Raw genomic sequence first — 17,008 nt, 5'->3', positions numbered from 1 at the left:
CGACGACCGGAAAGACAGGTGAACGGCGGTGAGTTGCTCCTCCTGCACGGGTGAACTGCCAGCGGCGGCCCGGTTCTGCCCGCACTGCGGGGCAGCCACCGCCCCCTCCTCCCCACGCGGCGACGAACGCAAGCTCGTCACCGTCGTCTTCTGCGACCTGGTGGGCTCCACCGCACTGTCGGGACGGCTCGATCCGGAAGCCCTGCGCTCCGTCACCCTGCGCTACTTCGACCTGATGACGACCCGGATCGAGGCGCACGGCGGCACCGTAGAGAAGTTCATCGGAGACGCCGTGATGGCCGTCTTCGGCATCCCCACCCTCCACGAGGACGATGCCCGCCGCGCCCTGGCCGCCACCCTCGACATGCTCGCCGCGCTGGCCGACCTCAACACCGAGCTGGCCCTCGCCCTCGACGTCCGCCTCGACGTCCGTATCGGCGTCAACACCGGTGAGGCCGTGGCCAGTTCGGACGCCTCCACCCGGCAGGCCCTGGTGTCCGGCGAAGTCGTCAACATCGCCGCCCGCCTGGAGCAGAACGCCGCGGCCGGGCAGATCCTCATCGGCCCGGACACCCTGGCCGCCGTCGGCCCCGCAGCAGTCGTCGAAGACGTCGGGCTGCTCGCCCTCAAGGGCAAGACCGACCACGTACGCGGCCACCGCCTCCTCGCGCTCAAAGGCGACGACCCCGAACTGCTCCGCCGCTTCGACACCCCCTTCATCGGCCGCGGCCCCGAACTCGCCGCACTCGACACCGCCCTGGCCGACACCCGCGCCCACGGCGCCCGCCTGGTCACCGTCTTCGGCGAGGCCGGACTCGGCAAGACCCGCCTGGTGCGGGAATGGCTGCGCCGCACCACCGTCTGGCACGGCGCGGGCCGCTGCCGCCCCTACGGCGACACCGGCACCCTCGCCCCGCTCGGCGAGGCACTGCGCCGCCTGCTGGACACCGCCCCGGACGTCGACGGGCGCGCCGACGTCCAGGACGCGCTCGCCGTGCTGCGCGGCGGGCTGCTGCACGACGGCACACCCAGCCCCTCCGTCGACGACACCTGCGCCGCCCTGCTGCACCTGCTCGACGCGCTCGCCGCCGACCGGGCGCTCGCCCTCGTCCTGGACGACTTCCACTGGGCCGGGCCCGTGCTGCGCGAGGTTCTCCAGCGCACCGCCGCCCAACTCGCCCAGCGCCACCGCCCGGTGCTGTTGCTGTGCGCGGCCCGGCTGGAACTGCTCGAACGCAGCCCCGAGTGGGGCAGCGACGGCCCACCGGTGCTGCTGAGCGGACTGTCCGGCGCGGACAGCGCCCTGCTCGCGGCCGGACTCGCCGAGGTCAACGGCCACAGCCTCGCCGCCGCACCCGTACACCAGCAGATCCTTGACCGCGCCGAGGGGAACCCCCTGCACCTGGAGCAACTCCTCGCGATGCTCGCCGAGGGCCGCGACCCCGGCGAGCTCCCCGCCACCGTCCAGGCCGTGCTCGGCGCCCGCATCGGCGCCCTCGACCCGCCCGAGCGCGCCTCGCTCGCGCTCGCCGCCGTGGTCGGTCGCGACTTCGACCGCGACGTGCTGGTCGGCCTCGCGCGCGGCGGACCCGAGACGAGACCCGGCGGCGAACTCGCCCGGGACGCGGCCGGGTTGGACACCGTACTGCCGGCCCTGCACCGACTCACCCGCCGCCGTCTGGTCGAGCAGACCACGCGCCAGGCCGGCTTCCGCTTCAGCAGCGGGCTCGTCCACGAGGTCTCCTACCAGAGCATGGCCAAACGGGTCCGCGCCGACCGGCACGAGCGCGCCGCCGACCTCCTCGCCGAACAGGGCGCCCCCGACAGCACGGTCGGCAGCCACCTCGCCCGTGCTCACCGCTACCGCACCGAGCTCGGCCTCACCGACCAGCACACCGACGGGCTGCGCCGCCGGGCCGCCGAGCGGCACGCCACCGCCGGCGCGCAGGCCCTGGCCCGCGCGGACCTCGGCTGGGCCGAGGACCTCCTGACCAGCGCCGCCACGCTGGCCCGCCCCGACGAGCCCGCCCGGCTCACGGCCACCTGGCGACTGGCCGAAGTACGGCTCGCGGCCGGACGTACCGCCGAGGGCAGCGCCTTGCTCGCCGAAGTCGCCGACGCCGGCGACCCGGTGGTCGCGGCCCATGCCCGGCTCGGCCTGGCCGTCCTCGACCCCGGTCCCGACCTCGGCCGCGCCACCACCACCGCGCGCGCCGTGCTGCCCTTGTTCGAGGCCACGGGCGACGACCTCGGCATCGCCCGCGCCTGTCTGCGCCTGGCACAGCACCAGCAGCTCGTCGGCCGTCACCACGACGCCGAGGTCCTCCTGGACAGAGCCCTGACGCACGCCGTGCGCGCGGACGCCGAACCCGAACGGGCCGCCGCCCTCGGCGCGATCGGCGTCTCCCTCTGGCTCGGCCCCACCCCGGTCGCCGCCGCGATCGACCGCGTCCGCACCCTGCTCGCCGAGCACGGGCCCGGCCGCCGCACCGTCCAGGTCACCCTCAACTGTCCCCTCGCCGTCCTGCACGCCCTGCACGACGACGCACCCGCCGCGGCCGAGGCCCTGGCCACCGCCGACCGCCTGACCGGCGAACTCGGCTTCGCCGAGGCCCGCGTCTTCCTCCCCGTCTTCCACGCCGCCGTCGCCACCCTCGGGGACCACCCGGCCCAGGCCGTCGATCTGCTGTGCCGCGCCGACCACGCCTGCCGCACCCTGGGCGCCACCAGCATGCTCCCGGCCATCACCCGCGATCGGGCCCGCGCCCTGCTCACGGCCCACGATCCGTCGGCAGCCCGCCAGGCAGTGGCCGACGCACAACCGGGCCCGGACGCGGAAGACCCTTCGGGACGGCACGGCGACGGCGAACCCGACCCCTCCCAGCCGCTCGCCCACCTCGCCGACCTGCACGGCATGCTCGCCCGCCTGACCCCCGACGACCCCGTCGCCGCGGCCGGCCTCGCCCGCCGGGCGGTCGCCGAGGCCGCTGCCACCGACTCCCCCATCGCCCGCGCCACCGCCGCCCTCGACCAAGCCCGCACCGCCCTCGACCACGGCGACCTGGCCACCGCCGCCCGCGCGGCCGCCGCTGCCCGTACGGCGTTCGCCGACAAGGGCCACAGCGTCGGCCTCCGCTGGGTGGACAGCCTGCCCCTGACGCAGAAGGAGCAATCCCGACGATGACCGCCACCCCCACCGCGCCCCGAGGCCCCGCCCTCACCTGGAGCCTGCGCGGACGCCACCCCGACGACATCCCCGTCGTGGCCGACGGACTGCCCCTCACCCCCGAATGGGCCTGGGGCGGTTCGACCGGCCGCGGAGTCCGCGTCTGCGTCGTCGACAGCGGCGTCGAACGCGACCATCCTCGCGTCGGGACGGTCGACGGCTCCTATGTCGTCGTCAAGGGCGAGGACGGCGAGATCCGCGTCGAGCCGACCGAGACCGGCGACGCCTGCGGCCACGGCACCGCCTGTGCGGGCATCGTCCGCCGCACCGCCCCGGACTGCGAGCTGTACAGCGTGCGCGTCCTCGGCGGCCGCTTCTCCGGCACCGGAGACGTGCTGCTCGCCGGGCTGCGCTGGGCCGTCGCCCAGGGCTTCGACGTGATCAACATGAGCCTGTCCACCACCCGCGCCTCCTTCTCCGAAGCGCTGCGCGCACTCGCCGACGAGGCGTACTTCGGCCGCAGCGTGATCGTCGCCTCCGCACACAACACCCCGGTGGAGAGCTTTCCCTGGCGGTTCTCCTCGGTCATCTCGGTCGGCAGCCACCGCGAGGACGAGCCCGACCTGTTCCTGTACAACCCCCAGCCGCCGGTCGAGTTCTTCGCACCCGGCCAGAACGTCACCGTGCCATGGCTGAACGGCGCGGTCATCCGCTCCACCGGCAACAGTTTCGCCACCCCGTTCATCTCCGGCATGTGCGCCCGCATCCTGTCCAAGCACCCCCGGCTGACACCTTTCCAGCTCAAGTCCGCGCTCTATCTGACCGCGTCCAACGTCGGCGTCCTGTGCGCCGACGCCCCCGCCGAAGCCACCAGTCCGACCGGAGGTACCGCATGACCGAGACCGCCAGCACCCCGACCCCCACGCCGGTCCATGACGACCCGGTGGCCCGCGAACTGCTCCAGTCCGTGGTCGACACCGCCCGAGTGATCTTCGGCGCGGCCGCCAGCTCGATCTTCCTGTTCGACGCCGACGCCGACGAGCTGGTCTTCCAGGCCGTCTCCGGCGAGGGTGAGGAGTTCCTCGTCGGCACCCGCTTCCCGGCCGGGCGCGGCATCGCGGGCTGGGTGGTGCAGTCCGGCGAGCCGATGGTCGTGGACGACCTCAGCCACAACCGCGCCTTCGCCCGCGACTTGGCCGAGTCCACCTCCTATCTGCCCGACTCGCTGATGGCGGCGCCGCTCCTGCACTCCACGGGTGTCCTGGGGGTCCTCGAAGTGCTCGACCCGGCCCCGCAGTCCCGCACCAGCCTCGGCGAGCTCGACCTGCTCGCGCTGTTCGCCCGCCAGGCCGCCACCGCCCTGCGCACCGTCCTGGACCGGCTGCACGTCCAGGACTCCCACGCCGTCCAGCCCTCCGCCCGCACCCTGCGCGCCCTCGACCCGGCGGAACGCGCGGCCGGGCTGCACGTCCTGGACGTCGTACGGGACATGCTCCAGGCGCGCTGAACCGCCCCACCATCAACCTGCCACCATGCGAAGGGAGTTCACCGCATGGCTGCCCCCCGCGAAACCTCCCCGCTCGGACCGGCGTTCCTGGCCCGCCCGGACGCGGTCCTCAGCGAGCTGCGCGAGCGCTGTCCGGTGGCCCACGTGGCCACCCCGGCCGGAGACCGAATCTGGCTGATCACCCGGGAGGCCGAGGTGCGCGCCGCGTTCCTCGACCCCCGGTTCACCCTGCGCCAGGTTCCGCCGAAGCGCGACCGGCCGCACCGCGCCACCGACTCCTCACTGGTCGACCACGACGGGCCGGACCACACCCGGATCCGGCGGCTGGCCGCCCCCGCGTTCGCCCCCGCCCGCATCGCCCGGTACCGGGACCGGATCGCCGCCCTGGCCCACACCCGGCTTGCCGCCCTCGGCACCCCGGACACCCTCGACCTGCTCGCGGACTTCGCCGAACCCTTCGCCTTCGACGTGCTGTGCGAGGTGTTCGGCGTCCCGGCCGCCGACGCGCCCCGGCTGCACGCGACCCTGCGCGCCCTGCTGGACCGCCGCGGCACGGACAAGGCCCTCGCCTCGTTCGACACGCTGGTGCGCAGCCGGATCGCGCGGGCCCGGACGGCCTCCCCGCACACCGACACGGTCGCCGCGATCCACGCCGCCTGGCAGGAGGCCGGGGACGTAACCGAGGCCGAACTCGTCGATCTGGTCGCCATGCTCATCCTCGCCGGCTTCGACGCCACCGTGCAGATGCTCGGCCTTTCCCTGCGCGCCCTGCTCGACCGCCCGCACCTGGCCGGCCAACTGCGCGCCGACCCAGGTTCTGCCCCGAGCCTCGTCGAGGAGCTGTTGCGCTGGGACACCCCGGCACCCTTCGCCACCCGCCGCGTCGCGGTCGCCGACGTACCGGTCGACGGCACCGTCATCCCGAGGGGCAGCGCAGTACTCCTGGCCATCGCCGGAGCCAACCGCGACCCGCGCCGCCACCCGAACCCCGACGTGTGCGACCCGGCCCGCTCCGGCGCGGCCCGGCACCTGACGTTCGGCGCGGGCCCGCACTTCTGCCTAGGAGCGGCTCTGGCGAAGCTGGAGCTGACCGTGGCACTGCCCGCCCTGCTACGGCACTGGCCCCGGGCCCGGCCCGCATGCACGGAGGAGCAGCTGCGCTGGGGCGGCGGCTTTCAGCACCGCAGGCTCGCGGCCCTGCCGCTGCACCTGGGCCCGGTGGCGGCCTGACCCGCCGTCAGACCGTCGACGGCCCGGGGCGGTCGGCCCCGGCGTGCCGGTGTTCCGCCGGAGCATGGGTGCGAGAACGGTCGAGCGGCCTCGGACGACCGACGGAGGCCGGCACCCGCCAAGGCGCGTCACCCCGTACGCGAGTGTCAGGCCGACCCGCTCAGTCCGCCCGGGCCATCCGCTCACGGGCCAGGTACCCGGCCTGGAAGCGGCTGCTCGCGCCGAGCGCCTCCATCACCTCGGCGATGTGCTTGCGGCAGGTGCGCAGCGACATGCCCAGTCGGCGGGCGACCACCTCGTCCTTCATCCCCTCCGACATCAACCGGATGATCGCCTGCTTGATCTCGTCCAGCGGCGCGTTCTCCAACGTGGCCGAGTACGGGTCGGCGAGCGTCCAGGAGTGCTCGAAGACGTTGCACAGGTAGGCGACGGTCGACGGGTCGCGGATCACCACGGCCCCGTCGTGGGCGTCGTGGTGCGGGATGATGACGCTCTCCCGGTCGAAGGCGATCATCCGCCCGAACAACGCGGTGAGCGTGCGGACCTCGGCACCGGCGGTCGTGATGCGGCGCACGTACTCCCGGGTCGGCCGGTGGCCGCGCGCGGTGTGCTGGTAGAGCGTCCGCATCGTCACCCCGCGGCGGATCATCGCGAAGTCGCGGGCGAACGCCTGCTCCAGCAGGTGCGGGGCGCGCGGCCCACCTGGCTGACAGGTCAGAACCTCCGAACGGCACCGCAGCGTCAGGGAGTTGATGACTTCGACCGTCGCGGCCAGGTCCAGCACCTCGTCCAGCGAATCGACCGGCCGGCATGAGCGGCCACGCTCGTACAGCGGCGCGAGACGGCCGATCTCGGCGCGGGCCTGTTCGACCTCGGCGAGTTGTTGCCGCAGCCCGGCCTCGGCGCGAGCCAGCAGGCCGGCCGAGGCCAGATCCGGCGGCACCGCGACCAGGTCGGGATCCGCACCCTCCGGACAGCCCTCGTGGGGACTGCCCGGCACCGGACGCAGCAGACGCATCCGGCACAGCGCCAGAGCCGAACGCCGGACGGCCTCCTCGGACATGTCCAGGTCGACAGCGGCGGCCTGGTGCACGAGCCGGGCGTGGGCGGCGGCCCACCCGTACACCCGCGCGTCTTCCTCGGTCGGGACCAGTAGCGACGGTCTGGACGTCGCGACGTCCAGACCGCCCTGCACGGACTGGGACACAGGGCTCCCCTCTTGTTCGGTCGGACAGCTCATCGCTACCGCCCTCGGCCCCCGCCCGCGGCTCACGACACTGATACGTCCTGGATCCCTCAGCGCAACATGATCTTGATTGCTCGTCAACGACGTGCGGCGAGCTGTCGGACAACGGTCACACAAGCACCGCCGACCACACTGCGAGAGAACTAACTCCGCGTCGCATGGCGGAAGTTGGGTTTCCCCTCCGGTATCCCCTCCTCCTGGGCACGAGGCCCGCTCAGTCCAGCTCGAAGCGCGGGCCCTGGGGTGCGGCGGCAGCCGTTGGAGCGGCCGGGACGACGGCCGGCGCGGGGGCCTTGCGGTGGTTCTGCCAGATCTCGTCCGGCTCCGACTCCGTCTCGCTGTCGCTGCCGTCCACCGCCTTGATGGGCGGCCCCTTCCGGGCGACCTTGCGGTCGTCGTTGAACTGCTTGATGGCGTCCTGGAGCAGGTTCGGGTTCTCCAGCAGTGGCAGTTTCAGGCCCGGGGCATCAAGGCCGGTGGCGGCCTTGTACAGGCCGCGGGCGAAGCTGGTGCAGTTGTAAGTCGCCAGGTTGTAGTCCCGGTTGGCCCGCGCGTACTCCCTGACCTTCTGGGCCTGTCCTTCGGTGAGACCGACGGGATCCAGCTTGGCGGTCGCGTCGGACGGCTGGTCGTAGTTGGTTTTCACGACACCCGGCACGGTCTTGAGCGCACCGGCCGCGTTCATTCTCTGAGCCGGAAAGAACCCGTACGTGGTGCAGTGCGCTTTGCGGCCCGGCTCCTTCTTGTACAGCGCGACCCAGGCGTGACCGAAGCCTCCCCCGGAGAATTCGGCCCGGTGGGTCCTGCTGGTCTTACTCACCTGGATCTGCAGCAGGTACTGGGGCTCGGCCACCGCCGGGGCCGCTCCGCTCGTGGCCGGCGGCTCGGTCTCCATCTGCCCGGCAGGTGCCAGGGCTTCGACGGGCTCGGCGGCGACCGGGGCGGCCACGCGCTCGGCCGACTCCTCGTCCGGTACGCGTTGAAGAACGGCCTCCCCCCTGCGCTGAACCTGCGGCGTCTCCTGGGGGTTCGCCCGAGTCTCCCCCATCCGCTCCGGCGTCCAACGATGGCCCGCCTGACGCAGCATCTGCACCACGGCCGCGTTGCCCGCCCCCGCCTGGAGCGAAGGCAGCCCCGCGGGCACGGGGTGTCCCATGGCCTGAGCCCCGGGGGGCGCGGGGCGGGGCTGCCGCCTCTTGTCGTGGGTGCGGATGTGCTCATTGGCGTGCATGCGAGCCCTTCAGGAGGTGGCGGCACGGGCAGAGTGCAGGATGCCGTTGCCCGTCCGTCGGCCGCGCGGGCCTCCGGCGAGCAGCACCCCAGGCGTGGACAGGATCTCACCCACCGCCAACGTTTCACTAAGCGCCACCCAACTCCCGCGCTCCAGCGCGTTAGTGAGGCGGGAGCAGACGCGAACGACCTGTCACGGAGCGGCTGTTGAGCAAGGCGACGGACACCTCTGCCGACCGGCCCGTTCCGGTCTTGAACTCCCTGACGAACGCGGGCACGGTCGCGGTTCCGTACGGGACGACCGCCCGACCGGACGAGGCCAGTCCACTGACGCCCGAGGCTGAAGGAATCCGGCATGGCACACGTTCAGAGCTCCGCTGCCGGTATGGAGGTACGGGCCCCGTTCTGCACGCCCGTTCGCGCCGCACGTCGTGCCCGTCGGGAGCACATGTGCTGGAAGGCATCCTGGGACACCTTCCAGCACATCGTGCTCATGCCCGGCTCGTCACCGAGGCGGCATCACTTGCCGTAGTACGCGTTGTGAATCGTCAGCGTCGAGCGGTTGCCCTGTTTGTCCGCGACCTCGGCGAGGAACGAGATGCTCTTGTCCTTCGCCGGGTTCTTCACGGTGATCCTGCCGTTCTCCAGCTTCACGCGCTGCCAGGTCGTCCCGTCGTCGTAGCTCACGGACACGGTGAGCGACGCGAGGTTCTTCCCGGCCGCCGCGCCTTGCACCGTGACCGGGACCTGGACCGGCTGGTCCGCCGGGGCACGCGAGGCGAGGTCGACGGGGGCGGCGAAGCGGACCACGGACACCGGCAGCGCCGTGGTGGCGGTGACCTGCCGCGAGCGGAACGTGAAGCTGGTGTCGACGCGGGTGGTGGCCGCGGCGACCTTCGCCGAGCGCTCGACGGAGGTGGTCAGCCGGTACTCGGCGTCGGCCGCGTCGACCTGGAAGGGCTCCTGGCCGCTCAACGGGTCGTTGTTCTCGGCCACCTTGACACCGTCGCGGTACAGCGCCGACGTCGCCGACGTGTACGTCGTGAAGCCCGTGTGTCCCGCGCCGTCGGCGAACAGCGGCAGGGAGCCGACGAGTTGCTGCTGGCCCGTGGCCGGGTCGGGGGCGGTGCGGAAGACGCCCGCCTTCGCGCCCAGGAGCGGGCCGAAGACGCCGGTGTTGAAGGTCTCCTGATACGTCCTGCCCGCCTCGTAGCGCTTCGGCTCAAGCATCTCGTAGGCCCCGTCGAAGGCGGGATAGCCTCCCCGGCCCGGCTCGCCCAGCTGGTTGAGCCGGGTCAGCCACGTGACGCCGTCGGCGGTGGAGACGTAGAGGGTGCGCGTGCCCGGCAGCGGCTGCGGCGCCGAGAACCCGGTGCCTTCCGGCGCGCCCGGCAGATGCGGGTACGGGGAGACAAGGGCGGTCTTCCCGGGAGCGGAAGCGCCTGTGGCGACCTTGACCGTCGCCAGGCCGTCCGCCTTCACGTGCTTGGTGTAGCCGGTCGCGACCTTCTGCGTCTTGCCGCCGAAGGCCACCGCGTACTGGGAGGTCGCGTCCTTGACGAAGTGCGCGTGCCAGGTCTGCAGGAGCGAGCCGTCCGTGACGGCCGGACCCGTGTGGGCGGTCCGGAAGTTGGTGAACCCCCTCAGGACCCAGCCGTTGCCGACGTTGCCGATCTCGGTCGCGCGCTCGTAGTAAGTCCCCGCGTAGTCGGCCGTGTTGATCCCGGGCACGGTGATGTCCACCGGCTTGGTGGTGCGCGCGTCGGCGGTCACCGTGGTGTCGCCCGCGACGTCGAGCCTCGGCTGGGCGATCCAGTCGGTGCCCTTGGCGAGATCCGACGGGTCCTGGTAGACGGCCGTGTTGAGCGTGTACGAGCCCTTGGGCACGCGGATCTTGTGGGTGCCGGGCTCGTCGGCGATGCGGGCCTGGAAGCCCTTGCCCAAGCCGGACACCCCGATCAGCGTGCTGGCGAAGTTCCGGGCGTCCGAGCCGTCGCGGTCGAGGGTCCTGAGGGTCAGGTCGTAGGACTCCGCCTCGCGCACGGCCACCGCCGCCGTGCGAACGGACTGGCCTGCTCCGGTCGCGGTGACGTAGCCCGAGTAGGTGCCGTCGGCGTCGCCGATCCTGGTATCGGCGGTCAGATCGACTTCGGCCCTGCCGCCTGCGGGCACGGTCACCCTGGTGGCACCGAGGGCGAAGAACCCCGCCGGGGCCGGCTTGCCCGCCGGGTCAAGGGCTGACACCGCCAGGTCGAGGGTGACGTCACTGGTCCCGAGGTTGCGGTAGCCGACCTTGCGGGTGAGGGGCCGGTCGTCGGTGTGCGGCCACTGCGCCATGCCGAAGCTCAGCGAGACCGGATCGGCGATCATGCTCTGGGCCAGCGCCTTGTCGACCTGGATACGGCCCGCGCCCTGCTGGAAGGCGGTGTAGTCGCCGCCCTTGGCGGACGCGGTCAGCGCACCCTTGAGCTCGGTGGACTTCCAGTCCGGGTGCCGCTGCTTCAGGATCGCCGCCGCGCCCGCCACGTGCGGGGTGGCCATGGAGGTGCCGTCGAGCTGCAGATAGCCGGGGGCCGGATGCGGGGTACCGGGGCGGGTGTCGATCGCGCTGCCGGTGGCGGCGGCCGCGGTGATGGCGACACCGGGCGCGGTCACATCCGGCTTCACCGCGCCGTCACCGACGCGCGGGCCGGTGCTGGAGAAGGACGCCAGCTTGTCGTCCTTGTCGACGGCGCCGACGGTCAGTGCGGCGTCCGCGCTGCCCGGCGAGTCCAGCGTCGAGCCGCCGCCCTCGCCTTCGTTGCCCGCCGCGACGGCGAACAGGATCCCCTTCTCGGCGGACAGCTTGTCGACCATCGCCTCCATCGGGTCCACACCTGGGGAATCCGGGCTGCCGAGGCTGAGGTTGACCACGTCCGCGCCCTCGGCGGCGGCCCACTCCATGCCCGCGATGATGCCGGAGTCGTCCCCGTTCCCCTGGTCGTTCAGCACCTTGCCGCTGATCACCTTGGCGCCCGGGGCGACGCCCTTGTACTTCCCGCCCGACTTGGCGCCCGTGCCGGCGGCGATCGAGGCCACGTGCGTGCCGTGTCCGACATGGTCCGCGGTGTCGGGGGAGGCGGAGAAGTTCTTCTCGGCGACGACCTGGGTCTTCAGGTCGTCATGGGTCACATCGACACCGGTGTCGAGGACGGCGATCTTGACGCCCTTGCCGTCGTACCCGGCCTCCCACGCCTTGTCGGCGCCGATCTGCTTGACGCTGCGGTCCAGGCTCGCCGTACGCACCCCGTCCAACCACACCTTGCTGATGCCGGAGGCGGTGGCGCGTAGGCCGCTCTTCTGCGGGCTGGTCAGCGCCGCCCACACCTTGGCCGCATCGTCCTGCGAGGTACGGATGGCGTCGGCGTTGATGGTGGGCAACGTGCGCCGCACCTGTGTGTCACCGGCCGCACGCACCCCGGCCCGCGCGGCGTCGGCGCCCGCGTCGTACTGCACGATCAGGTTGAGCCCGTCGCCCTGGCTGCGGCGCAGCAGCGGGTTGGTCAACTCGTTCACGTCGAAGAGCCGCTGGTCCACCTTCCCCGCGGCGATCAGGCGCTGCGCGTCGCCGGGCACCAGCAAGGTGTGGCCCTGGAACCGCTGGACTTGTACGGGGATGCGCTCACGGCCCTTGGCGGGCTCGAAGCGCACCACCTGGCCTTGGGGCCCCACCACCACGTGGTCGCCCGTGATGAGCCCGATCCGCTGGGTGCCCTGGGCGCGGTCGGCGTTCGGCGCACCCGGGGTCGTCGAACGGGCCGGGGTCTGTGCCGCGTCGGCCGGCACGGCCGGGGTGACCAGGCCGGTGACGAGAGCCACCGACAGGGCGGCCGTGACGGTGAGCAGGGCCCGGGGTGGCGCCCCGGTACGGCGTCGGCGCGTGCGTATGGGTCTGGACAACTGGGTTCCTCCTGGGGGGGTGATGTGCGCCGGTCCGCGCCTCGCGGGTGCCGCGGGACGCGGCGCGGCGTCGGCGGGAGACACCCGCGCCCCAGAGGAGGCGGAGATGGCCGCCCGGCGACGCCGCGGCGCTTACGAGCAGCAGTTCACCGGGCCGGGAGTTGTTCAGCAGCCCTCTTGCGAACGGCTGAACAACTGAGTTCGCATGTGGCTGATGGGGCTCTTGTGACGTGGAAGTGGTGGTTCCTACGCTGGCCACGGCTTGATCGACCGGCGGGAGCGGCGTGGGCAGACCAGAGAAGGAACTCGATCCGGCGGCAGGGCCCGTCCAGAGGTTCGCCCACGAACTGCGCACTCTGCGCCGGGAGGCCGGCACGCCGGTGTACCGGGAGATGGCCTCGCGCGCCGGTTACTCGGTGACGGCCCTCTCCCAGGCCGCTGCCGGAGACCGGTTGCCGACCCTGCCCGTCGCGCTGGCCTTCGTCGCCATGTGTGGCGGCGACAGCGAGCAGTGGACCCGGCGGTGGCAGCAGGCCGAGGCGGATCACTTGGCGCGGCTGGTCGACCGCGCGCCCGACGAGGGCACCGCGCCGTATCGGGGCCTGGCCCGCTTCGAACCCGAGGACGAGGCCGTCTTCTTCGGCCGCGGCCAGCTCACCGACACGCTCACGGAACTGGTGGCCGCACACCGTTTCAGCGTCGTCCTGGGCCCCTCGGGCAGCGGCAAGTCCTCGCTGCTGCGCGCCGGGCTGGTCCCGCGGCTGCGCCGCTCCTGGGCTCCGCTGCCGCGGGCCGCCGCGCTCCGCATCCTCACGCCGGGCGCACACCCGATGCGCACCCACGGCCACCTCCTGGAACCAGCTGCCGAGCCGGGCGAAACCTGGCTGATCGTGGACCAGTTCGAGGAGTTGTTCACCCTGTGCGCCGACCCCCGCGAGCGCGAGGAGTTCCTCGCGCACCTGCTGGTCGCGCGCCGACCGGACAGCCGGTTGCGCGTGGTCCTGGGCATACGCGCCGACTTCCACGCCCACTGCCTCGCCCACGCCGACCTCGCCGCGGCCTTCGGTGAAGCCGTCCTGCGCGTGAGTCCGCTCAACGCCAAGCAGTTGCGCGAGGCGATCGTCAAACCCGCGGCCGCCTCCGGACTCGTCGTGGAACGCGCGCTGACCAACCGCTTGGTGGAAGAGGTCGCCAGCGAACCCGCCAGCCTTCCCCTGCTCTCCCACGCCCTGCGCGAGACATGGCGACGACGACGCGGCCGCGCCTTGACCCTGGCCGCCCACCACGCCGCGGGCGGCCTGCACGGCGCCATCGCCCAAACCGCCGAGGACCTCTACGCCGAACTCACCCCCGCCCAGGCGCGGGCCGCCCGCCGCATCCTGCTCGGCCTGGTCGCCCCCGGCGACGGCGCGCCCGACACCCGTCGGCCCGCTCGGCGAGCCCACGTCCTTCACACCGGCTCCCCCACCGACACCCGCACCGTCCTGGACAAACTCGCCCGGGCCCGTCTGATCAGCCTCGACCACGACACAGTCGACCTGACCCACGAGGCGCTCATCACCGCCTGGCCCCGACTGCGCGGCTGGATCGACGACAACCGCGAACAGTTGCGCCGCCATCAGCGCCTCAGCCAGGCCAGCCACCACTGGCACACCCGCCGCCGCGACCACGCGGCCCTGCTGCGCGGCGGCGAACTCGCCGAAGCGGAGCAGGCGTTCGGCGCTGGCGGGCTGCTGGACCTGACGCCCGCCGAGCGCGAATTCCTGCGCGCCAGCAGCGCGGCCCGCACCCGCACCCGCTGGGCCCGTCGCGCGGTGACCTCCGTCCTGTCCGTCCTCGTCGTCATCACGGTCCTGGCCGGCTCCAGCGCCTGGCAGCAGGACCTGATCGGCCGACGGGAACGGGGCAAGGCCCAGGAACAGCGCGAGGAGGCGGCCGCCCGCCGCCTGTCCGCGCTGGCCCAGAACACCCGGGCCCCGGACCCGACGCTCGCCATGCGCCTGAACCTGGCCGCCTGGTCACTCAAACCGACCACGGAAACCCGTTCGGGACTGCTCACGGCGTACCCGCAGCCGGAGTCGGACACCTACGACGTGCCCGACGGGAACGCGCCCTCAAGCCGCGATCCCGTGGTCCTCAGCCAGGACGGCCGCACCGCCGTCGCCTCCGACGCGACCGGTCTCCGCGCCTGGAACGTCCTCACACGCCAGGCCACCGGACCCAGGCTCCCCCTCGACCCGAAGACGACGAACCTGATCCACGGTTTCTCGCCGGACGGCCGCAGAGTCGTTCTCGACCAGGATGTCGCTGGGAATTCGGGCGGCGACCATACCTGGGACCTGACGACCGGCCAGCTGGTCGACGACCGCCTTCAGGCGCGCAGACAGGCCCTCGGCTACACACCCGACGGCCGCTTCATCGTGGACACGACGAGCGCTCCGCGGGTCCCGCAGAACACCATCGCCCTGCGGGACCCGCGCACCGGCCGCACCCTCTTCGAACGCCCCGTCGTGCGCCACCCGCAGTGGGCCATGAGCCCCGACAACCAGCTCATGGCCCTGTGCACCGAGGGACTTGAGGACAACCCCGGCACGGACCGCGACCTGCCACTGGAGATCTGGGACGCCACCGGACAGCGCAAGCAGCCCACGATCCTGCCCGGAGGCTGCGGGGCGAAATCCCTCCAGTTCACCGGGGACGGCAAGTCCCTCATGACACTCACCACCGACGGCCTGCACTTCTGGGACCCGGTGACCGGCACGGAGCGCACCCGGATCCGCCAGCCGGGCCTGACCGAGGCCACCGCCAGTACCGACGGGCGGTTCGTGGTGGCGGCCGACTCCCGCGAGATCCGCATGTGGCGGCTGTCCGCACCCGACCAGCCCGTCTTCCGCCACCCCTTGAACAACGAGGTGCCCCGGCAACTGCGCATCGACCCGGCCGTCGGCGTCATCCGCTACGTGACCGAACGCCGGCGCCTGGACTACGTCGTCCGCAGCCTGTCGGTCGGCCCCGCGATGGGCACCGACTGGAATCAGAATCCCGCCGTCCGGGGCACCTTCAGCCAGGACGGCAGCGTCCTGGCCTTCGAACGACGCACGGCCGACACCTTCTACACCGAGGCCCACCGCGTCACGGACGGCCACCGCCTGGCCCGCACTCCGGGCCTGGCCTGCCCGGAACAACGCCCCACCGGGGACGACACCTTCCAGACGTGCCACACCCTGTTCGCCCTCAGCCCCGACGGCCGCACCCTCGCCCACGCCCGAACCTCTACGGCTTCGGACGACGAGGAGAAGGACTACCGGATCCCGACCCTCTGGGACGTCCGCGCCGACCGGCCCGTCCCCCCACCGCACGACCCCGAGCCGCCCTACGCGGCCCGACTGCCCATGACCGGGCTGGCCTTCACCGGCGACGGGCAGCGCCTGCTCATCACACGCGACAGCATGGACACCGCCGACACCTGGGACCTGACCGAAGGACGACGCCTCACCCCCGACGGCCAGACCGACGAGCACCACTCGGTCCCCCGCTCCCCCTACGCCCTGTCGGAACAGCCGCCCGCCCAGGCAGTCCGCCCCGACGGCGGGCTGCTCGCCACACCCCAGCACACCTACACCCTGCCTTCCGGCCGGATCACCCCGGGCACCCGCACCGCGGACGCGGCCGGTGTTCCCGCCTTCAGCCCGGACAGCCGGCTCCTGGCCGTCGGCGACAGCACCGGCGCGGTGACCCTGTGGGACGGCGACGGCACCCGCGAGCGCGGCATCCTCGCAGCCCCCCAGAACGTCGCCCGCCCGGGCACCGCCGACGCTGTCAGCGCCCTGGCCTTCTCGCCCGACGCCACGCTGCTGGCCGTCGGCACGAAGAGCGGCAGCGTCCAACTCTGGGACCTCCCCTCCGGCCAGCCCCTGGGCTCTCCGCTGCCGACCTCCGGCGACCGCGTCGTCGCCGTCGCCTTCACCCCCGACGGCCGCACCCTGCACAGCGTCGGCGAACACGGCGGTGTCCTCTCCCACCCGGTGGACACGCAACGCCTGACGGCAGCGGTCTGCAAGCGAGCAGGTGGCGGCCTGACCCGCGAGGAATGGGAGACGTACCTGCCGGGCGTGCCCTACCGCGAGGCATGCGGCTAGGTTCCACGAGGCTCCCGCACCTGCTCCCCGTGAGGTCGTCCTCAAAGGGGGACTATCCGGGGCCCAGCGACACTGCTCGACCGCTACTCGACGCGGCGAACAACGTCGTGCGGGCAGGCGGCACGGACACCGCTTGGGCCACCGCTGGGCTCCTGCCTGACGTCAGCAGGAGGCCAGCGGCATCGCACAGCGCAGGGAACACCGGGATCTGCCCACGACGAGAATCCTCCTGTCCGGACCGGCGCGCCGCCTCGCGCAACTCCTGGCGAACAAACCGGCGGTCACGATGCGCGGCTCACGACGGCCCGGTCTCCGAGCGAGACCAGACCGACGCCCCGGCCCAACCGCAGCGCGCCTTGGACGCATGACGGTTTCTGCCAGACCTCCCGAGGGCTCCGGCACGCCGTTAGGCTGCCTCGCATGCTGATCACCCGGTGGGTTCTCGCCGGGGCCCACTCCGCGGGGCCTCCTTCTGATGCGTCGACTCGCCGGTGTCCGCCGCATGTTCACGGCCCGGCGCCCGACCCGGTAAGCCCTGCCCCTCCCCACCA

8 protein-coding genes are annotated in these 17,008 nt (G+C 72.8%); 5 read left to right on the top strand and 3 right to left on the bottom strand.

Annotated features, from left to right (window positions below):
* Positions 1–28 precede the first annotated feature (28 nt).
* Genes AC07F3_RS17060 through AC07F3_RS17045 form a run of 4 tightly spaced genes read left to right on the top strand, consistent with a single transcriptional unit; the run spans position 29 to position 5,903 of the window.
* Entirely contained in the window at positions 29–3,184 is a 3,156-nt protein-coding gene (locus AC07F3_RS17060) for an adenylate/guanylate cyclase domain-containing protein (protein ID WP_479114793.1), read from the top strand.
* On the top strand, positions 3,181–4,062 hold the full coding sequence (locus tag AC07F3_RS17055; RefSeq protein WP_479114791.1) for a S8 family peptidase: 882 nt from the start codon (positions 3,181–3,183) through the stop codon (positions 4,060–4,062). Before AC07F3_RS17060 ends, AC07F3_RS17055 begins: the two co-directional genes overlap by 4 nt.
* Positions 4,059–4,673, top strand: coding sequence for a GAF domain-containing protein (locus AC07F3_RS17050; protein WP_479114789.1), 615 nt, complete (start codon positions 4,059–4,061; stop codon positions 4,671–4,673). Before AC07F3_RS17055 ends, AC07F3_RS17050 begins: the two co-directional genes overlap by 4 nt.
* A gap of 45 nt (positions 4,674–4,718) precedes the next feature.
* A complete protein-coding gene (locus AC07F3_RS17045; protein ID WP_479114787.1) occupies positions 4,719–5,903 on the top strand; it encodes a cytochrome P450 in 1,185 nt (394 codons plus the stop codon).
* Positions 5,904–6,063: 160 nt separating this feature from the next.
* Here AC07F3_RS17045 and AC07F3_RS17040 read toward each other — a convergent pair whose 3' ends face one another.
* From AC07F3_RS17040 to AC07F3_RS17030, 3 genes are all read right to left on the bottom strand, one after another.
* On the bottom strand, positions 6,064–7,110 hold the full coding sequence (locus AC07F3_RS17040; protein WP_479114786.1) for a helix-turn-helix transcriptional regulator: 1,047 nt from the start codon (positions 7,108–7,110) through the stop codon (positions 6,064–6,066).
* A 253-nt stretch (positions 7,111–7,363) separates the two neighbouring features.
* Positions 7,364–8,380, bottom strand: a complete 1,017-nt coding sequence (locus AC07F3_RS17035) for a hypothetical protein (RefSeq protein WP_479114784.1) — start codon at positions 8,378–8,380, stop codon at positions 7,364–7,366.
* Between the two features lie 518 nt (positions 8,381–8,898).
* Positions 8,899–12,318 (bottom strand): S8 family peptidase, encoded by a 3,420-nt coding sequence (locus tag AC07F3_RS17030; protein WP_479114782.1) that lies wholly within the window; start codon positions 12,316–12,318, stop codon positions 8,899–8,901.
* Between the two features lie 284 nt (positions 12,319–12,602).
* Here AC07F3_RS17030 and AC07F3_RS17025 point away from each other — a divergent pair, with 284 nt between their 5' ends.
* The gene (locus AC07F3_RS17025; RefSeq protein ID WP_479114781.1) at positions 12,603–16,457 is read left to right on the top strand and encodes an NACHT and WD repeat domain-containing protein; all 3,855 of its coding nucleotides are present in this window, start codon (positions 12,603–12,605) and stop codon (positions 16,455–16,457) included.
* Positions 16,458–17,008: the final 551 nt, after the last annotated feature.

Source organism: Streptomyces sp. NPDC045846 (genome assembly GCF_056431605.1).
Note: the sequence above shows the minus strand (reverse complement) of the source record. Positions and strands in the feature narration are given on the sequence as shown.

What these genes read in the sequence shown, in the direction of transcription:
- AC07F3_RS17055 (WP_479114791.1), top strand. Translation starts at nt 3,181, where the DNA reads ATGACCGCCACCCCCACCGCGCCCCGAGGCCCCGCCCTCACCTGGAGC.
- AC07F3_RS17050 (WP_479114789.1), top strand. Translation starts at nt 4,059, where the DNA reads ATGACCGAGACCGCCAGCACCCCGACCCCCACGCCGGTCCATGACGAC.
- AC07F3_RS17045 (WP_479114787.1), top strand. Translation starts at nt 4,719, where the DNA reads ATGGCTGCCCCCCGCGAAACCTCCCCGCTCGGACCGGCGTTCCTGGCC.
- AC07F3_RS17035 (WP_479114784.1), bottom strand. Translation starts at nt 8,380, where the DNA reads ATGCACGCCAATGAGCACATCCGCACCCACGACAAGAGGCGGCAGCCC.